16 protein-coding genes are annotated in these 14,845 nt (G+C 69.7%); 8 read left to right on the top strand and 8 right to left on the bottom strand.

Annotation, left to right across the window (positions count from 1 at the left end):
• Positions 1-169 precede the first annotated feature (169 nt).
• The 4 genes from FEI13_RS17365 to FEI13_RS17350 all read left to right on the top strand — a co-directional run bounded on the left by FEI13_RS17365 (position 170) and on the right by FEI13_RS17350 (position 5,141).
• Positions 170-1,384 carry a ChaN family lipoprotein gene (locus tag FEI13_RS17365; protein ID WP_138182770.1) on the top strand — a complete coding sequence of 405 codons (1,215 nt, stop codon included), beginning with the start codon at positions 170-172 and terminating at the stop codon, positions 1,382-1,384.
• A gap of 226 nt (positions 1,385-1,610) precedes the next feature.
• Complete coding sequence (locus tag FEI13_RS17360; RefSeq protein ID WP_138182769.1) at positions 1,611-2,081, top strand: aminoacyl-tRNA deacylase; 471 nt, start codon at positions 1,611-1,613, stop codon at positions 2,079-2,081.
• A gap of 122 nt (positions 2,082-2,203) precedes the next feature.
• Positions 2,204-4,033, top strand: a complete 1,830-nt coding sequence (locus FEI13_RS17355; protein WP_240036559.1) for a chloride channel protein — start codon at positions 2,204-2,206, stop codon at positions 4,031-4,033.
• A complete protein-coding gene (locus FEI13_RS17350; protein WP_138182768.1) occupies positions 4,020-5,141 on the top strand; it encodes an extracellular solute-binding protein in 1,122 nt (373 codons plus the stop codon). Before FEI13_RS17355 ends, FEI13_RS17350 begins: the two co-directional genes overlap by 14 nt.
• A gap of 15 nt (positions 5,142-5,156) precedes the next feature.
• Here the strand turns inward: FEI13_RS17350 and FEI13_RS17345 are convergent, their stop codons facing one another.
• Together FEI13_RS17345 and FEI13_RS17340 are read right to left on the bottom strand one after the other, a co-directional pair.
• Positions 5,157-5,591: a GFA family protein gene (locus FEI13_RS17345; RefSeq protein ID WP_138182767.1), complete on the bottom strand. Its 435-nt coding sequence runs from the start codon at positions 5,589-5,591 to the stop codon at positions 5,157-5,159.
• Between the two features lie 60 nt (positions 5,592-5,651).
• On the bottom strand, positions 5,652-6,857 hold the full coding sequence (locus tag FEI13_RS17340) for a methyltransferase (protein WP_138182766.1): 1,206 nt from the start codon (positions 6,855-6,857) through the stop codon (positions 5,652-5,654).
• Positions 6,858-7,012: 155 nt separating this feature from the next.
• On the opposite strand from FEI13_RS17340, the gene FEI13_RS17335 reads away from it, so the two are divergent.
• On the top strand, positions 7,013-7,879 hold the full coding sequence (locus tag FEI13_RS17335) for an SDR family oxidoreductase (RefSeq protein WP_138182765.1): 867 nt from the start codon (positions 7,013-7,015) through the stop codon (positions 7,877-7,879).
• A gap of 17 nt (positions 7,880-7,896) precedes the next feature.
• Here FEI13_RS17335 and FEI13_RS17330 read toward each other — a convergent pair whose 3' ends face one another.
• Complete coding sequence (locus tag FEI13_RS17330; RefSeq protein WP_138182764.1) at positions 7,897-8,865, bottom strand: YbgA family protein; 969 nt, start codon at positions 8,863-8,865, stop codon at positions 7,897-7,899.
• Between the two features lie 213 nt (positions 8,866-9,078).
• A complete protein-coding gene (locus FEI13_RS17325) occupies positions 9,079-9,549 on the bottom strand; it encodes a GFA family protein (protein WP_138182763.1) in 471 nt (156 codons plus the stop codon).
• A 168-nt stretch (positions 9,550-9,717) separates the two neighbouring features.
• On the opposite strand from FEI13_RS17325, the gene FEI13_RS17320 reads away from it, so the two are divergent.
• Entirely contained in the window at positions 9,718-10,065 is a 348-nt protein-coding gene (locus FEI13_RS17320; protein WP_138182762.1) for a putative quinol monooxygenase, read from the top strand.
• A gap of 14 nt (positions 10,066-10,079) precedes the next feature.
• Here the strand turns inward: FEI13_RS17320 and FEI13_RS17315 are convergent, their stop codons facing one another.
• From FEI13_RS17315 to FEI13_RS17295, 4 genes are all read right to left on the bottom strand, one after another.
• Positions 10,080-10,808, bottom strand: coding sequence for an aspartate racemase/maleate isomerase family protein (locus FEI13_RS17315; RefSeq protein ID WP_138182761.1), 729 nt, complete (start codon positions 10,806-10,808; stop codon positions 10,080-10,082).
• 96 nt (positions 10,809-10,904) lie between these two features.
• On the bottom strand, positions 10,905-11,186 hold the full coding sequence (locus FEI13_RS17310) for a DUF503 domain-containing protein (protein WP_138182760.1): 282 nt from the start codon (positions 11,184-11,186) through the stop codon (positions 10,905-10,907).
• A gap of 357 nt (positions 11,187-11,543) precedes the next feature.
• Positions 11,544-12,167 carry an isochorismate family cysteine hydrolase YcaC gene (gene ycaC, locus FEI13_RS17300; protein ID WP_138182759.1) on the bottom strand — a complete coding sequence of 208 codons (624 nt, stop codon included), beginning with the start codon at positions 12,165-12,167 and terminating at the stop codon, positions 11,544-11,546.
• A 76-nt stretch (positions 12,168-12,243) separates the two neighbouring features.
• Complete coding sequence (locus FEI13_RS17295; RefSeq protein ID WP_240036558.1) at positions 12,244-13,050, bottom strand: pirin family protein; 807 nt, start codon at positions 13,048-13,050, stop codon at positions 12,244-12,246.
• A 183-nt stretch (positions 13,051-13,233) separates the two neighbouring features.
• Between FEI13_RS17295 and FEI13_RS17290 the strand changes: the two genes are divergently transcribed.
• Both FEI13_RS17290 and FEI13_RS17285 read left to right on the top strand, forming a co-directional pair.
• Positions 13,234-14,160, top strand: coding sequence for a LysR substrate-binding domain-containing protein (locus FEI13_RS17290; protein WP_138182757.1), 927 nt, complete (start codon positions 13,234-13,236; stop codon positions 14,158-14,160).
• Between the two features lie 48 nt (positions 14,161-14,208).
• Entirely contained in the window at positions 14,209-14,598 is a 390-nt protein-coding gene (locus FEI13_RS17285; protein ID WP_138182756.1) for a gamma-glutamylcyclotransferase family protein, read from the top strand.
• Positions 14,599-14,845 lie beyond the last annotated feature (247 nt).

Here is a 14,845-nt window from a genome sequence, read left to right as displayed (position 1 = left end):
CCTGTCGCCCCAGTGTAGCGGTTCGGGCTAAGCGAGCTCTTGCGGCGGGGGCGAAAACGCCTACGCCCGGCGGATCGTCACCCTTTCCCCCCACCAGGCCACGGGGTAGGGTGAGACCAGCCTGCGGCGCTGCCGGGCATGATCCGCCACGATAATCCGAGACGCCCCGATGTCGCCAACCCGATTCCTGCGCCACCGCTTCCGCGACCGCCTCGCCCGGCCGGCCTGGCTCGCCGTTGCCCTTGCCGTTCCCTTTTCCGCCGTCCTCGCCGCGCCTCTCGATACGCCCCTCGAGGCTCCCTTCGACAACCAGGGTCAGGCGTGCCCCGCGCCCGGCCAGTGGGTGACCGACGACGGCCAGCGGCGCTCCACCGCGGCGCTGATGCCCGAGCTCGCCGAGCGTCGGGTGCTGCTGCTCGGCGAGCGCCACGACCGGCTCGACCACCACCGCTGGCAGCTCCACACCCTGGCCGCCCTGCACGCGCACCGCCCGTCGATGGTGATCGGCCTGGAGATGCTGCCCCGTGAGGCGCAGCCGGCGCTCGACGCCTGGACCGCCGGCGAGCTCGACGAAGCGGGCTTTCTCGCGGCGAGCGACTGGCAGCGGGCCTGGGGCTTCGATCCCGCGCTCTACCTGCCGATCCTGCACTTCGCGCGGATGCAGCGGATCCCGCTGGTGGCCCTCAACGTCACGCCCGCCCTGCGCGGGCGCCTGGCCGCACAGGGCTGGGCGGCCGTCCCCGCAGAGGAGCGTTTCGGCATCACCCCGCCGGCCCCGGCAGCGCCGGCCTATCGCGAGCGCCTCACCGCGATCTTTGAGCAGCATGCCGACCGCGACGACGACACCGCGGGCCTTGCGCGCTTCATCGCCGCCCAGCTGGTGTGGGACCGCGCCATGGCCGTCGCGCTGTCGGATGCCGCGCGCCCCGACACCCTGGTGGTGGGGCTGATGGGCCAGGGGCACCTCGGCGGCGGCGACGGCGTGCCTGCCCAGCTCGACGACCTGGGCCTCACCGATCACCGCAGTCTGCTGCCCTGGACCCCGACCGGCGACTGCGCCGCGCCGACGGAACACGCCGACGCACGCTACGTGCTGGGTGATGAATCCGCCTTCCAGCCCGCCGACCCGCTGCGCCTGGGCGTGCTGCTCGAGGCCCACTCGGACGGCGTGCGCATCGTGAGCGTCGGCGAAGAGAGCGTGGCCGAGCAGGCGGGCCTCGAAGCGGGCGACATGATCCTCACCGCCGCCGGCGTCGATGTTGAATCCCCCACCGACCTCAGCGCCATCCTGCGCCGCCAGGCCCCGGGTACCCTGCTGCCGCTGGGGGTCCGGCGTAACGGCGTCACCCGGGAACGGCTGGCGCGCTTTCCCCCCGCGAATTGAGCGGATACTCGCGCCACGTCACGCCGGCGAGCGCCGGTAACGACCGGGCCGAAGACGCTGTGTCGAAGGGAGTCATGTCCATGTCTAAGGGGGCCATGTCTAAGGGGGCTATGTATAAGGGACTATGTCGCCGAAGGGACTATGCTGAGGAGATGGAACGCATCATCCATCCACAGGGAGGCCACCACTGTCGACCCCGGCCCGAGCGGCCGAAGGAGAAAGTGTCATGAGCATGCCCATGACGATACGGGAGTACCTCCGAGCCTGTGACATCGACTTCGAGGAAGTCCCCCACCCACGCGAAGTGAGCAGCAGCCGCATCGCCGAGCGGGCGCACGTCGCCGGCAACCAGATGGCCAAGGCGGTCATGCTGCAGGGCGACGAGGGCTATCGGCTGGCCGTGCTGCCGAGCACCTGCGATGCCGACCTCGACCGACTCTCGGCGCTCTTCCACGAGAAGGTCGAGCTGGCCTCGGAGGCACAGGTCGCCGAGACGTTCAGCGACTGCGACCCCGGCGCTACCACCCCGGTGGGCCAGGCCTATGGCCTGCAGGTCTATATCGACGATATGCTGCGCCACCAGCCCGATATCTACTTCGAGGCCGGCGACCACCAGACCCTGGTGCACATGAGCGGCCACGAGTTCGACCGCCTGATGACCGCCAGTCCGCACGGCCGCTTCAGCCGACAACACTGAGCCGCCGGTCCGCCATCGTCACCGCCCCCTGTCGGCCGCGATCATGCTGCATGATCGCGGCCGGCGTGTTGCGCTGCTTTCGCCCCTCGAACGCGTTTCAGGTACCCCACCGGCGGTTCCCGATGCCGACGCGGATCGCGAGGCGCCTTGCCCGGCGCGACGCCCCCGCCTACACCTTGAGGATGAAATCGCTTTTCGCCGCCACCCACTCCGGCCGAGCGCCACTGGCCGTCGTCCGCTTCCTGGGGCTGGTGCTGCTGGGCGCCGTGATCGGCGCCGTCGCCGCGCTCGTCGCGGTAGGCTTCGTCGCCGCGGTGCTCTGGCTCAACGACCTGCTGCTGATCTCACCGCGCAGCCGGATGATGTTCGACCATCCCGGCCTGCTGCTGGTCATCACCGTCGCGGTGCCGACGCTCGGCGGCCTGGCGGTGGGCGTCGTGCATCTCACCATCCCCGAGCGGCGCCCGCATACCCCGGCCGACGCCATCGCCGCCGTGCAGACCCGCCGCGGCCGGCTGCCGGCAAGGGCCGGCGGCCTCTCGGCGCTCAGCGCCCTGATCTCGCTGGGTAGCGGGGCCTCGGTCGGCCAGTACGGCCCCCTGGTCCACCTGGGCGCCACCCTGGGCTCGCTGAGCGCTCGACTGCTGCGCCTGGGTCGCTCCGAGGACAACGTCACCATCGCCTGCGGGGTCGCCGCCGCCATCGCCACCGCCTTCAACGCGCCCCTGGCGGGCATCGTCTTCGCCCACGAGGTGATGCTGCGCCACTACGCCCTGCGCGCCTTCGCCCCGGTGGCCGCGGCGGCCCTGGTCGGCCACGTGATCGCCGCCAACGTGCTCCAGCGCGGCGCGCTCTTCCACGTCGCCGACACCGCCGTGCCGCGCCCCTGGGAGTTCATCGCCTTCCTGGCGATCGGCGGCCTCGGCGCCCTGGTCGCGGGGGCCTACATGGGCACCCTGCTCGGCGTCACGCGCCTGGCGCGGCGCCTGCCGCTGGCCGCACCGCTGCGCCCCGCCCTGGCCGGCGCGCTGCTCGGCCTCACCGCCCTGTGGGTCCCCGACATCCTCGGCATGGGCCAGGAGACCCTACGCTTCGCCACCATCGCCGGCGCCTTCGGCAGCGGTGAGCTGCTGCTGGTCCTGGTGCTCAAGATCGCCGCCACGGGGCTCTGCCTGGGCATGGGCTTCGGTGGCGGGGTGTTCAGCCCGGCGCTGGTCATCGGCACCTTGTTCGGGGCGCTGTGCGGAACCTTGGTCGGCCAGCTCAGCGGCGCGCCCCAGGAGACCTTCGTCTTCTATGCCGTCTGCGGCATGGTGGCGGTCACCGCCCCGGTGATCGGCGCGCCCCTGACCAGCCTGCTGATCGTCTTCGAGCTGACCGGCAGCTACGCGCTGACCACCGCGGCGCTGGCGAGCGTGACCCTGGCGAGCCCCATCGCCGCCCAGCTCTTCGGCCGCTCGCTGTTCGACATCCAGCTCGTGGAGCGCGGCCTGGATCTCTCCGCCGGGCGCGGCCGCGCCGTGCTGCGGGGGACCCCGGTGACGGAGCAGCTGTCGCATGAGGGCGTGACCCTCAGGCCGCAGACGCCGGTGGCCGAGGCGGTCACCGCGCTGTGCCGCGCCCGCCACGGCGAGGGTTATCTGGTCGACGAGGCGGGGCGTTACCGAGGCTGCGTGAGCCTGGCCGACCTGGAGGCGGCGCGGGAGGCGACGCAGGGTGACACCGGCAAGGTGCAGCGGGTGGACCGGATCGCCCCGCTGGCGCGTCGAGTGCTTGGGCCCGACGCCTCGCTCTGGGACGCCATGGCGGCACTCGAGGACGTCACCGGCGAGGCCCTGCCGGTAGTCGACGCCGAGGGCGCCTTCCTGGGAGTGGTCTTCGAGTCGAGCATCACCCGTGCCTACCTGGCACACGGCGACGAACTGCGACGGGAGGAACATGGCACGGGATGAACGAGAACTAGCGCGAGGCCGCTGGCCGGCGTGCCTGCTGGGGCTGGCGCTCGCTCTGCTCTCCGTCGGCGGCGCGGCCGATGAGGACGCCCTCGTCGTGCTCAGCTGGGGCGGTGCCTACGAGCGCGCCCAGCGGGCGGCGCTGTTCGCGCCCTACACCGCCGCCACCGGTCGGCCCGTGACGGTGCGGCAGTACGACGGCGGGCTCGCGGCGCTCAGGGGCGCCGTGGCCGACGGCGAGGTGCCCTGGGACCTGATCGACATGACCCGCAGCGAGGCCATGGCCGCCTGCGCCGAGGGCCTGCTCGAGCCGCTCTCGCCCAAGCTGCTGGCGCTGGCCCCGGACGGCACCCCGGCCGAAGCGGACTTCCTGCCGGGCGCCATCGGGCGCTGCGCCATCACCCACAGCATCTTCGCCACCGTGGTCGCCTATCGCACCGACGCCTTCCCCGGCCGGCGGCCCACCCGGATCGGCGATCTCTTCGACCAGCGGCGCTTCCCCGGGCCGCGCGCCCTGCAGGACACCCCGGCAGTCAACCTGGAGTGGGCGCTGCTCTCCTATCGGGTGCCCCGCGAGGAGCTCTACCGGCTGCTCAGCACGCGCCGCGGCCTGGACCTGGCCTGGGAGCGCCTGGACACGCTCGATGAGATCCGCTGGTGGCAGGCCGGCGATACCCCGTCGCGCCTGCTGGCCGAGGGCGAAGTGGTGATGGCCTCGGGCTATAACGGCCGCTTCTTCGATGCCATGGTCCATCGCGGCGTGCCGATCGAGATCCTCTGGGACGGCCAGGTCCAGGAGCACGAGACCTGGGCGATCCCGCGAGGCGCACCCCACCCCGAGGCGGCGCGCGAGTTCCTGCGCTTTGCCACCACCGCCGAGCGCCTCGCCGACCTGGCGCGGCACATTCCCTACGGCCCGGCCCGCCGTTCGGCGGCGGTGCGGGTCACCACCCACCCCGAGAGTGGCGTGGACATGCGCCTGCACATCCCGACCCACCCGCTGAACGCCGAGCGGGCGGTGACCAAGGACGAGACTTGGTACGCCCGCACCCGGTCGCGCATCCAGGCGCTCTTTCGCGACTGGCTGGAGGCTCGGGAGGCGCAATGATGCCCTCCGATCTCGTCACTCGTCGAGGGTCTCCCCCGTACCGCCCATCTCGGCGGGCACATCGCGCATCTTGGGCAGGCCATCGACAATGCGCAGCACCGACTCCTGATAGTGCACATGCAGGGCCGGTTCGAAGGTCAGGTCGGGGATGATCGCCGCATAGACATCGACCAGCCCCATACCGGGATGCTCGGTCAGCACATGGCCGCCGCAGCTGCGGCACCACTGGCGCAGGCTGGCCGGCGTCCTGTGGTAGCTGCTTAGCATGTTGGCCCCCTGGACCACTTCCACCGCCTCGGGCTTCCAAAGCGTGAAGGCATTCACCGGGCCCGCCGACCAGTGGCGGCAGTCCTCGCAGTGGCAGTAGCCCATCGCCTCCGGCTCGCCTGTTACCCTCAGCTGGACGGCGCCACAGAAGCAGGCGCCGTGATAGGTCTTGATCTCACTCATGCCCCACCTCCCGGGAAGGTTCCCCGACACAAGGGTGTTCCTGCAGTGTAGAAGCTCTCTCTAGCCCCGCGAGGCGCGCAGCAGCAGGTTGCGCGGGGTCAGCTCGCGGGCGCAGAAGGTGCCGAGCTCCACGTCGAAGCCCGCCTCCTCCAGGCGCAGAGCCCGGTCCAGCACCAGCCATACCTCCAGCGGGCGCCGAAACAGGTGGCGCACCAGCTCTCGGCGCGTCACCTCGGCCCGGCGCCGCTCGCCGACGGCCTCGAAGGCCGCCCAGTCGACGCCGGCCGGCAGCACCAGGCCCTTCTGCTCGGCCGCCCAGCGGCAGAAGGCCTCGAAGCGCGCCGGCAGCTGACCGTAGGCCAGGCTCGGCACCGGCAGGTAGGCGTCGACGCCGCGTACCTCGCGCTGCAGCAGGTCGAAGCCCAGCCGCCAGGCGCCGGCCTGCTCGCGGCGACGGCGCACGTGGCGCGGCGCGGTCACGGTCTCCTGCACCGCCATGGCGAGCTCCTCGCGGCTGAGCGAGAGCCCCAGGGCCGCCGCCCGCTCTCGCCCACCCTGCGACAGCGGCCGATAGTGCGCTGCGGCGGTGCGCTGATAGCAGCACGGCGCCAGGGTCACGGCGCTGCCCTGCGCGGCGCAAAGCTCGATCAGCCGAGCATGCAGGTCGCCGCAGGCGTGAAGCGCCGCCACGTGCGTCTCGGGCGAGAGCCAGCGCCCCGCCTCGGGCGCCAGCACGTCCTGCTCGGCCATGCGCACCGCCGCCCCCTGGCGGTCAGCCAGCCGCTGCCCGTCCCGGCACAGCGTGGCCTGCCACTCCAGCGCCGTCACCTCGGCAGCGCCGCGACGCGAGAGCGCCCGGGCCAGGTGCCCCTTGCCGGCGCACCACTCCACCAGCCGCTCGTCGGGCGAGGCCGCCACCCGGGGCAGGAAGGCCTCGATCTGCGACCATTTGCGCCCGCCGACGTGGGCCGCCCAGGCCGCCGGCAGCTCACCGGCCTCGCCAGTGAGCTCGGGCAACTCCACCAGCTCGGCCAGCGCCGCCACCGGTAGCCAATCGGCCAGGGGCGAGGCGCTGAAGGGGGCGTCCTGCAGGCGAGCCACCTCGGCGTCGGAAAGCTCGAGCAGTGCAGCCTCCAGCGCCGAGTACGCCTCGCCCCAGGGCGAGCCACGATGCTGGAACGGCAGCGGGCGCCACAGCGGCTGCCACTCGGCCAGCAGCGCGCTCAGCCACGCGAAGCGTTGGGTATGGGAAAGGGATAGGGGCATGGACGCTCGACCTCGAAAGAGGTCCGCATTGTAGGGACTTCGCGAGCGACTTGCATGGCCGGGCACCAGCCGACAGAGTGCGGGGTTGCCGAGCCGACGCGATCGACGCGCCGGCCCCTCTTCTCTCCACCCCCCGACTGCCAGGAGCCCGATCGATGTCCGCCTCTCCCGATGCATCCTCCAAAAGCGTGCTGGTCACCGGCGCCTCCAGCGGCATCGGCCGGGCCGCCGCCCTGGCCCTCGCCGAGCGCGGCTGGCGGGTGTTCGCCACCGCGCGTCGCGACGAGGACCTGGCCCGGCTGCACGAGGCGGGCCTGACGGCGATATACCTCGATCTCGATGACAGCGAGTCGATCGCCGCCTGCGTCGAGACGGCATTGGCAGCGACCGGCGGGCGGCTCGATGCGCTCTTCAACAACGCCGCCTACGGACAGCCCGGCGCGGTGGAGGATCTTTCCCGGGCGGTGCTGCGCGCCCAGCTGGAGACCAACCTGCTCGGCACCCACGAGCTCACCTGCCGGGTGCTGCCGGCGATGCGTCGCCAGGGCGGGGGGCGCATCGTGCAGAACAGCTCGGTGCTGGGGCTGGCCGCCCTGCCCTACCGCGGCGCCTACGTCTGCTCCAAGTTCGCCCTGGAGGGGCTGACCGACACCCTGCGCCTGGAGCTCGACGGCAGCGGCATCCACGTCAGCCTGATCGAGCCGGGGCCGATCACCAGCCGCTTTCGCGAGACCGCCTACCGCGCCTTCAAGGCGCATATCGACACCGCGGCAAGCGCCCACGCCGAGACCTACCGCGCCGTGGAGGCGCGACTGGCCGGCGATGACGGCGGCGGGCGCTTCACCCTGGGGCCCGAGGCGGTGGTCGAGAAGCTGGTGCATGCCCTGGAGAGCCGGCGCCCCAAGGCACGCTACTACGTGACCGTGCCGACCCATCTGTTCGGCACCCTCAGGCGAGTGCTCGGCACCCGGCTGCTGGACCGCCTGCTGCTGCGCTCCACCCGCGACGAGCGCCGGCTCTAGGCGGCGCGCAAGATTCATTAAATGGCGTTGCGCAGGCCCAGCTCATAGGGATGCGGGTCGAGATAGGTCTGCTCGCGGATGTAGTCCGAGCCGTGGCGCTTCACGTAGTGGGTGAGCAGGCGGATCGGTACCACCAGATGCACGTGGCCCAGGCGGTAGTCCTCGATGGCCGCCAGCAGGTCCTGGCGCGTCTCGCCGTCGACGGCCTGCTTGAGGTAGCCCAGCACGTGCAGCAGGGCATTGGTGTGGCTCTTGCGGGTCGCCGGCCGACCAAGCGCCGCCATGAAGCGCTGCAGGTAGTGCGCCATGGCCTCCGCGAGCGGTCGCTTGCTGGCATCGGCCAGGTAGCGACCCAGCTCGCGATAGGTCTCCACGTGATGGGCCATCAGCAGGTACTTCTGCCGGCGGTGGAACTGCAGCAGGGCGTGATAGCTGGGCGTGGCCTCGACCCGGCGCTTCCAGTCGTCGAAGGCGTAGACTCGGGTGATGAAGTTCTCGCGCAGCACGGCATCGTTGAGCCGCGCCTCCTCCTCCAGCGGCAGTTCCGGGAAGTGGCGGCGCAGGGCGCGCACGAAGGCGCCCGCATCCGAATGGCTGGGCATGCCGTTGGGATGGTAGACCTTGACCCGCTCGAGCCCGCAACTCGGCGAGCCCTTCATCAGGATGAAGCCACGCAGGTGACGGTGGCCGGCGACGAACGCCTCGCTGACCTCCTCTAGACGCTCGGTGACATCGAGGCTCGGGTCCTGGGTGCCCAGTACCCGGGGCGTCTCGTCGTGCAGGCCGACCAGGCGGATGGGTTCGCGAGGCACGCCGAGCCCGGCCGCGAGCTCGGGACAGAAGGGCTCGAGGGCGAAGCGCTCCTGGAGCACCTCCAGACAATAGCGGGAGCGCTTGTGCCCGCCGTTGTAGCGCACCGGCTCGCCCGTCAGGCAGGCGCTGATGCCGACCGGGATGCGCTCGCCGCGTGCTGCCCGCTCCGTCATTGCCGCTCTCCTTTTGCCGCTATCCTGTTGCCGTTCTGCTTGGCTGACCGGCTCTGGGCTGCCCGGCGCTTGCCACGCTTGTCCTGCCGTCCGTCTTCACGGCGTTTCCAGGCTCGCCCTGCATCCCTGCCCCGCCATGCCCTGACACGAGCCGCGGGGGCAGCGCCATTGTGGCATAGCGACGCCGCGCTGCCAGTCCCGGTGCAGGATCGATCAGCGCTCCAGGCCCAGGCGCCGGTGCCACTCGGCGAGACTCTCCTCTGGATAGCCGGCGAAGCAGCGGTCGCCGTCGCGTGCCTCGACCTCCACCCAGCCGGCCTTGCTGTCGAGCCGCAGGTGGACTCGCTCGGGCGGGATCGGCAACTCACTGTCGATGGCCGAGGCGAAGGGATGCACGAGCTCGGGCCAGTCCGGGTCGAAGACCCACAGCGCGCTGCCGCAGCGGCCGCAGAAGTGCCGCTCGCCCGAGCTCTCCACGCCGTCGATCACGGCATGATAGACCCGCAGGTGTTCGGCGTCCTCGACCTCGAGGGTCTCGGCCAGCGCCCCCAGGTTGATGGCATAGCCGCCACCGCCGGCCGTCTTTCGACAGATCGAACAGTAGCAGCGCTGATAGGGGTAGGGGTGCGGGGACTCGACGCGAAAGCGCACCGCGCCGCAGTGGCAGGAACCGTCTAGACGCATGGCATCCATCCTCCAGATCGCTGGTCGTTTCTCGCCCCTGGGCGGTCGGGGCGGCGTTGTCGCAACAGGGCGGCCAAGCCCGGATCCCGAGCCGCGGATCAGGGTGGCTGGTGGCGCTGCGCGCTTGTTGGTATCGTCGCCGCGGCATTTCCCCCATCAGGAGTCATCATGTCACAGAAGATCTACTGCACCGCGAGCTTCAAGCCCAAGCCTGGCAAGGAAGACGCCGTCTTCAAGGCACTCCAGGCCCTGGAGCCGAACGCCCACCGCGAGGACGCCTGCCTGCACTACACCGTCACCCGCCATATCGACAATCCCTTCGCCCAGGGCGAGAGCTATCCCATCGTCTTCCACGAGATCTGGGCCAACCGCGAGGCCTTCGAGGCGCACTGCCAGCGCTGGGAGATCCAGGCGTTCTTCGCGACTCACCTCGAGGACCCGAACGGCGATATCGAAGACGCCAACGTCTGTGTCTATACCGACGAGCCCGCCGAGTTCGACGCGCCCAAGCCCTGACCGGCCCAGCAAGCTCAGCGATCGGCCAGGGGGCCGAGCAGCGCCGGCGGTCGAGCGGCGCCGGCGAGCCGCCTGAGACCGGCCCAGAGACTCACCTGATTGGCAGTCAGCACCTCGCGTCCGGCCTCCCGGACCAGCGCCTCGCGCCGGTCAAGCGTGTCGATGGCGGTATCGGGGATCAGCAGCGGCCGCGTGCTATCGGGATGGCGGGCGCCGAAGCGGCGCACCTCCTCGAGGATGTCGGCGCGGTGCGAATCGGCGGCATAGGGGCAGTCCAGCGTTTTGTCGTCAACCACGCCGACCCCGCCCTCGCGCAGGAAGCTCACCAGCCGCAGGGTGACGTCGTCCGGGTAGGGGCTCAGCAGGTCGACCCGATCGTGACCCAGGGCATCGAGGGCCTCGAGAAATGCCAGCGCCGTGCTGGTCACCGGCACCCCCAGTCGCGCCTCGAGCGCGGTGCACTGGTCATGGGCCCAGCCAAGCCCGCCGATGAAGCTGGCGCTGGTGCAGGCCCACACCACGGCGCGCGCCCCGGCCTGCTCGACCAGCCGCTCGCCCGGCGGGGCCAGCCGCTCCACGGCGCCCAGGGCGAGCAGCGCCGCCGGCGCATGGTGGCCGTCGCTTGTCACCCGGCCCAGCGCGAGCCGCGGCAGTTCGTGTGCTCGCTCCGCCAGGGTGATCCACTCGTAGTCATCTGGCCCGTCGTCGGGCAGCAGGATGCCCAGGCAGTCGGCGTGAGTCATGTCGGGCACTCCGGAAAGGGTGGTTCGGATGGGCGTTCGACCTACAGGCTAGCGCAGGTGACCCGACCGCTGACAATGGCTCACCCGCAACCCGACTCACAGCCGCTCGCGCCTCACCTCCATCACCCGGCCATCCACCGTATGGAGGCACTTCTCCTCGATCTCGCTGCACAGCGACTCCACGGCTCGCGAGGTGGCGCCCACCACCACGAAGGTCCACTCGCTGGCATCGTGGCGATCAAGGTCGCCGCTCTCGCAGACGGCGACCGCCGGATGGCGCCCGAAGCGCTCGTGCAGGCCGCCCATGCGCTGTCGCTTCTCCTTGAGCGAGCGACAGCCCGGCAGGGCGATCGTCAGGGTCAGGATTGTGATATGCATGCCCTCTCCTTGCCCGCTCTACATGCACGAGGAAAAAGAGCCACCCGCCAGGGGGTGTTGCTGGACCTTCCGTCTTCCTCGGTGACCCAGATCGATCGGCCACCGACAGCACCAGGCTCCCGCCAGCCGGCGGTGTCGCGAAGGTAACACCCGGTTAACCGGAATCCCGCCGACATCGGCGGTACGCGGCGCCACGTGTTGGATCTGACGCTTGCCGTCGACGACGGGGCAGTCGCGGGAAGAGACCAGGTCGCGATCTTCGACGAATGTACTCATGGGGGAATCCTTCCGTGAGGCACGAACACAGCTCGGCCACGGGGAAGGCCATGCGCCTCCCTGGAGCCGAGCCTATCGCGTTTAGCCCTGTGTCTGCTGGTTGTAGCTCTGGATCAGGTTGGCGTACGCGGGCAGGTGGCCTGCCAGCAGGCCGCCGAAGCCTTCGATGTCGTTGCGCCAGTCGCGGTGCAGCTCGCAGCCGGCGCCGAACCAGGTCAACATCTGGGCACCAGCCTGTGACATGCGATCCCAGGCGGCGTCGCGAGTGGTCTGGTTGAAGGTACCGGAAGCATCCGTGACCACGAAGACCTCATACCCCTCCTCCAGGGCGGCCAACACCGGGAAGGCCACGCACACCTCGGTGACCACGCCGGCGACCAGCAGCTGCTTCTTGCCGGTGGCCTTGACCGCGGCAACGAAATCCTCGTTGTCCCAGGCGTTGATCTGCCCCGGACGCGCGAGGTAGGGCGCCTGGGGGAACATCTCCTTGAGTTCCGGCACCATGGGCCCGTTGGGGCCGTCCTCGAAGCTGGTGGTGAGGATGGTGGGGATGTCGAAGAACTTGGCGATGTCCGCCAGCGCCAGGACATTGTTCTTGAAGTCGTCCGGGCTGAAGTCACGGACCAGGGACAGCAGGCCAGCCTGATGGTCGACCATCAGCAGGGCCACGTCCTCTTTGTCGAGGCGGTTATAGGTAAAGGACATGTTTGCGCTCCTATTGCATCAGGGGGTAAGCCAGCGGCCGAGCCGCCGGAGAAGAACCGCTAGCGTAGAGCTCCCGCTAGCCGTTCAGGGCGCCGTACTTCCCTAGTTGGAAGTCGGCGAAGGCTTGGTGGGTCTCCTCCACGCTGTTCATCACGAAGGGCCCATGGCCGACGACCGGCTCATCGATGGGCTCGCCACTGAGCAGCAGCAGCTTGGCGTCGTTGTTGGCCTCCAGAGAAAGCATCTCGCCACGACGCTCGAAGCTCACCACGGCCTCGTCGCGCACGACGGTCTCGCCATTGACCTGGACGGTGCCCTCCAGCACCACCAGCAGGGTGGTATGTCCCTCCGGGACCGATAGGGTGGCATGCCGCCCCGCGGCCATCCGCACGTCCCACAGGTTGATCGGGGTGAAGGTGCTCGCGGGTCCCTCATGACCAAGATATCTCCCCGCCACCACGCGCGCATGGCCAGCCTCTCCGCCCAACGCCACGCTGGGAATGTCGGCGTCGAGCAGCGTTTGGTAGGCTGCCGGAGCGTCCTTGTCCCGGGCCGGCAGGTTGACCCACAGCTGCACCATCTCGAGGCGACCGCCCTGCTCGGTGAAGGCTTGGGAGTGAAACTCCTCGTGGATGATGCCGGCCCCGGCGGTCATCCACTGCACGTCTCCCTCGCCGATCCGACCACCGCTGCCGGTGGAGTCGCGATGCTCGAGCTCTCCTTCGTAGACCAGGGTCACCGTCTCGAAGCCTCGGTGGGGATGCTGACCGACGCCCCGCGGCCGCTTGGCAGGCTTGAAGCTAAAGGGGCCGGCATGATCCAGCATCAGGAAAGGGCTGATGGTCTCGGCTCCCATACGGTCATAGGTGAACAGGGAACGCACGGGGAAACCGTCACCTACCCAATGACCATGCGGTGCACTGTATACCCTTCGGATCTTCTTCATGATCGGGCTCCTGTTGGCAGGAAGGGCACATGTGGCCCCGATGCAGGAATCCTAGAAAAGGAACGCCGACAGCAGTAGAGGGTAAGATTCGGACAGACCGTTCCACTCACAGGACGACCCATGCGTGACCTCAACGATCTCTACTACTTCGTCCAGGTAGTGAACCACGGCGGCTTCGCCCCGGCCGGCCGCGCCCTGGGCATCCCCAAGTCGAAACTGAGCCGACGCATCGGCCAGCTTGAGAAGCAGCTGGCGACCCGGCTTCTCAACCGGTCGACGCGTCATGTCTCGGTCACCGAGCTCGGCCAGGCCTACTACCGCCATTGCGTGGCCATGCTGGTGGAAGCAGAGGCTGCCGAAGAGCTGATCGAGCACAATCGCGCTGAACCGCGAGGCTTGGTGAAACTCAGCTGTTCACCCAGTGTGCTGCACTACCTGATCACGCCCTTGCTGGTTCGCTTCATGGCACGCTGCCCCGAGGTGGAGGTCCAGGTCGAGGCCACCAGCCGTCGCGTCGACGTGGTGAAAGAAGGCTTCGACATGGCGATCCGAGTGCGCTTCCCGCCCCTGGAAGACAGCGAGCTGGCGATGAAGGTGCTGTCGAGCAGTCCCCAGCGCCTGATGGCCGCGCCCGGCCTGTTCGAGCATCGCCCCCTACCCCGGGGACCGGCCGATCTCATCGAGTTGCCGAGCCTGGATTTCGAGCAGCATGACAAGCAGCATGTCTGGGACCTGGCGGGTCCGGATGGCATGACGGCCCAGATCCATCACCGGCCTCGCCTGGTGACGGACAGCGCAGAGACCCTGCATGAGGCCGCCCTTCGAGGACTGGGCGTCGTCAAGCTGGCCCTGCTGGTAGGAGGCCAGGATCTGCAGGCGGGTCGGCTGATCGATGTGCTGCCGGGGTGGCAACCCCGAGGCGGTATCCTGCACGCCGTCTTCCCTTCGAGGCGCGGCCTGTTACCTTCGGTCAGGGCCCTACTGGATTTCCTCGGCGAAGAAATCGAGAAGGTCGATGTCGAAACGCTTACCGCCCGCGTCAGGTAAGATCGTGGCCGACACTCGACCCCATCCCTGAGGAGGCAAGGACCGGCCATGCACACTCCCCCCCTCGCCGTGCGTCACACGCCGCTGGTCGCCGTCTACGGCACCTTGAAGCGCGGGCTGCGCAACCACCACTGGCTCGACGGCGCCGATTTCCTGGGCGGTGATCGGCTCACCAGCGCCACGCTCTACGACCTGGGGCCCTACCCCGCCGCCAAACTCGAGCCCTCGCAGGGCATCGAGGTGGAGGTATTCCGGGTGGATGCCCGGCTGCTGGCCGGCCTCGACCGCCTGGAGGACTACCGGGTGCGCACCCCGCGTGAGGGCGACTACGACCGCCTCGTCCATACCACCACCTTCGGTCCCGCCTGGCTCTATCTCTATAACCGGCCGGTCGCCGGCTACCCGGTGATCCGCGAGGGAGCCTGGCTGCCCCGCTAGGGTCGCGCCTGGGATTTAGCGGGCCGGCCTGGCCTACGGCGGGGTCTATTTCTATTACGACGTCAGCATCAAGCGCGCTGTGAAGGACCACCTCGATGGCCTCGGCCTCACCGCGGTGGAGGTGAAAGGCGTCGATTTCGACCCCATGGCCCCGCTGGTCACCGATACCCACTTGACATCCTCCTCTCCCTCAACGTCTCAGGACATTGCCGCCTGCGGCGGGAAGGAAGAAGATTCCTACGGCGCT

The sequence above is a fragment of the Halomonas urmiana genome, from assembly GCF_005780185.1.
Classification (GTDB): Bacteria; Pseudomonadota; Gammaproteobacteria; order Pseudomonadales; family Halomonadaceae; genus Halomonas; species Halomonas urmiana.
Note: the sequence above shows the minus strand (reverse complement) of the source record. Positions and strands in the feature narration are given on the sequence as shown.

What these genes read in the sequence shown, in the direction of transcription:
- FEI13_RS17365 (WP_138182770.1), top strand. Translation starts at nt 170, where the DNA reads ATGTCGCCAACCCGATTCCTGCGCCACCGCTTCCGCGACCGCCTCGCC.
- FEI13_RS17360 (WP_138182769.1), top strand. Translation starts at nt 1,611, where the DNA reads ATGAGCATGCCCATGACGATACGGGAGTACCTCCGAGCCTGTGACATC.
- FEI13_RS17355 (WP_240036559.1), top strand. Translation starts at nt 2,204, where the DNA reads ATGCCGACGCGGATCGCGAGGCGCCTTGCCCGGCGCGACGCCCCCGCC.
- FEI13_RS17350 (WP_138182768.1), top strand. Translation starts at nt 4,020, where the DNA reads ATGGCACGGGATGAACGAGAACTAGCGCGAGGCCGCTGGCCGGCGTGC.
- FEI13_RS17345 (WP_138182767.1), bottom strand. Translation starts at nt 5,591, where the DNA reads ATGAGTGAGATCAAGACCTATCACGGCGCCTGCTTCTGTGGCGCCGTC.
- FEI13_RS17340 (WP_138182766.1), bottom strand. Translation starts at nt 6,857, where the DNA reads ATGCCCCTATCCCTTTCCCATACCCAACGCTTCGCGTGGCTGAGCGCG.
- FEI13_RS17335 (WP_138182765.1), top strand. Translation starts at nt 7,013, where the DNA reads ATGTCCGCCTCTCCCGATGCATCCTCCAAAAGCGTGCTGGTCACCGGC.
- FEI13_RS17330 (WP_138182764.1), bottom strand. Translation starts at nt 8,865, where the DNA reads ATGACGGAGCGGGCAGCACGCGGCGAGCGCATCCCGGTCGGCATCAGC.
- FEI13_RS17325 (WP_138182763.1), bottom strand. Translation starts at nt 9,549, where the DNA reads ATGCGTCTAGACGGTTCCTGCCACTGCGGCGCGGTGCGCTTTCGCGTC.
- FEI13_RS17320 (WP_138182762.1), top strand. Translation starts at nt 9,718, where the DNA reads ATGTCACAGAAGATCTACTGCACCGCGAGCTTCAAGCCCAAGCCTGGC.
- FEI13_RS17315 (WP_138182761.1), bottom strand. Translation starts at nt 10,808, where the DNA reads ATGACTCACGCCGACTGCCTGGGCATCCTGCTGCCCGACGACGGGCCA.
- FEI13_RS17310 (WP_138182760.1), bottom strand. Translation starts at nt 11,186, where the DNA reads ATGCATATCACAATCCTGACCCTGACGATCGCCCTGCCGGGCTGTCGC.
- ycaC (WP_138182759.1), bottom strand. Translation starts at nt 12,167, where the DNA reads ATGTCCTTTACCTATAACCGCCTCGACAAAGAGGACGTGGCCCTGCTG.
- FEI13_RS17290 (WP_138182757.1), top strand. Translation starts at nt 13,234, where the DNA reads ATGCGTGACCTCAACGATCTCTACTACTTCGTCCAGGTAGTGAACCAC.
- FEI13_RS17285 (WP_138182756.1), top strand. Translation starts at nt 14,209, where the DNA reads ATGCACACTCCCCCCCTCGCCGTGCGTCACACGCCGCTGGTCGCCGTC.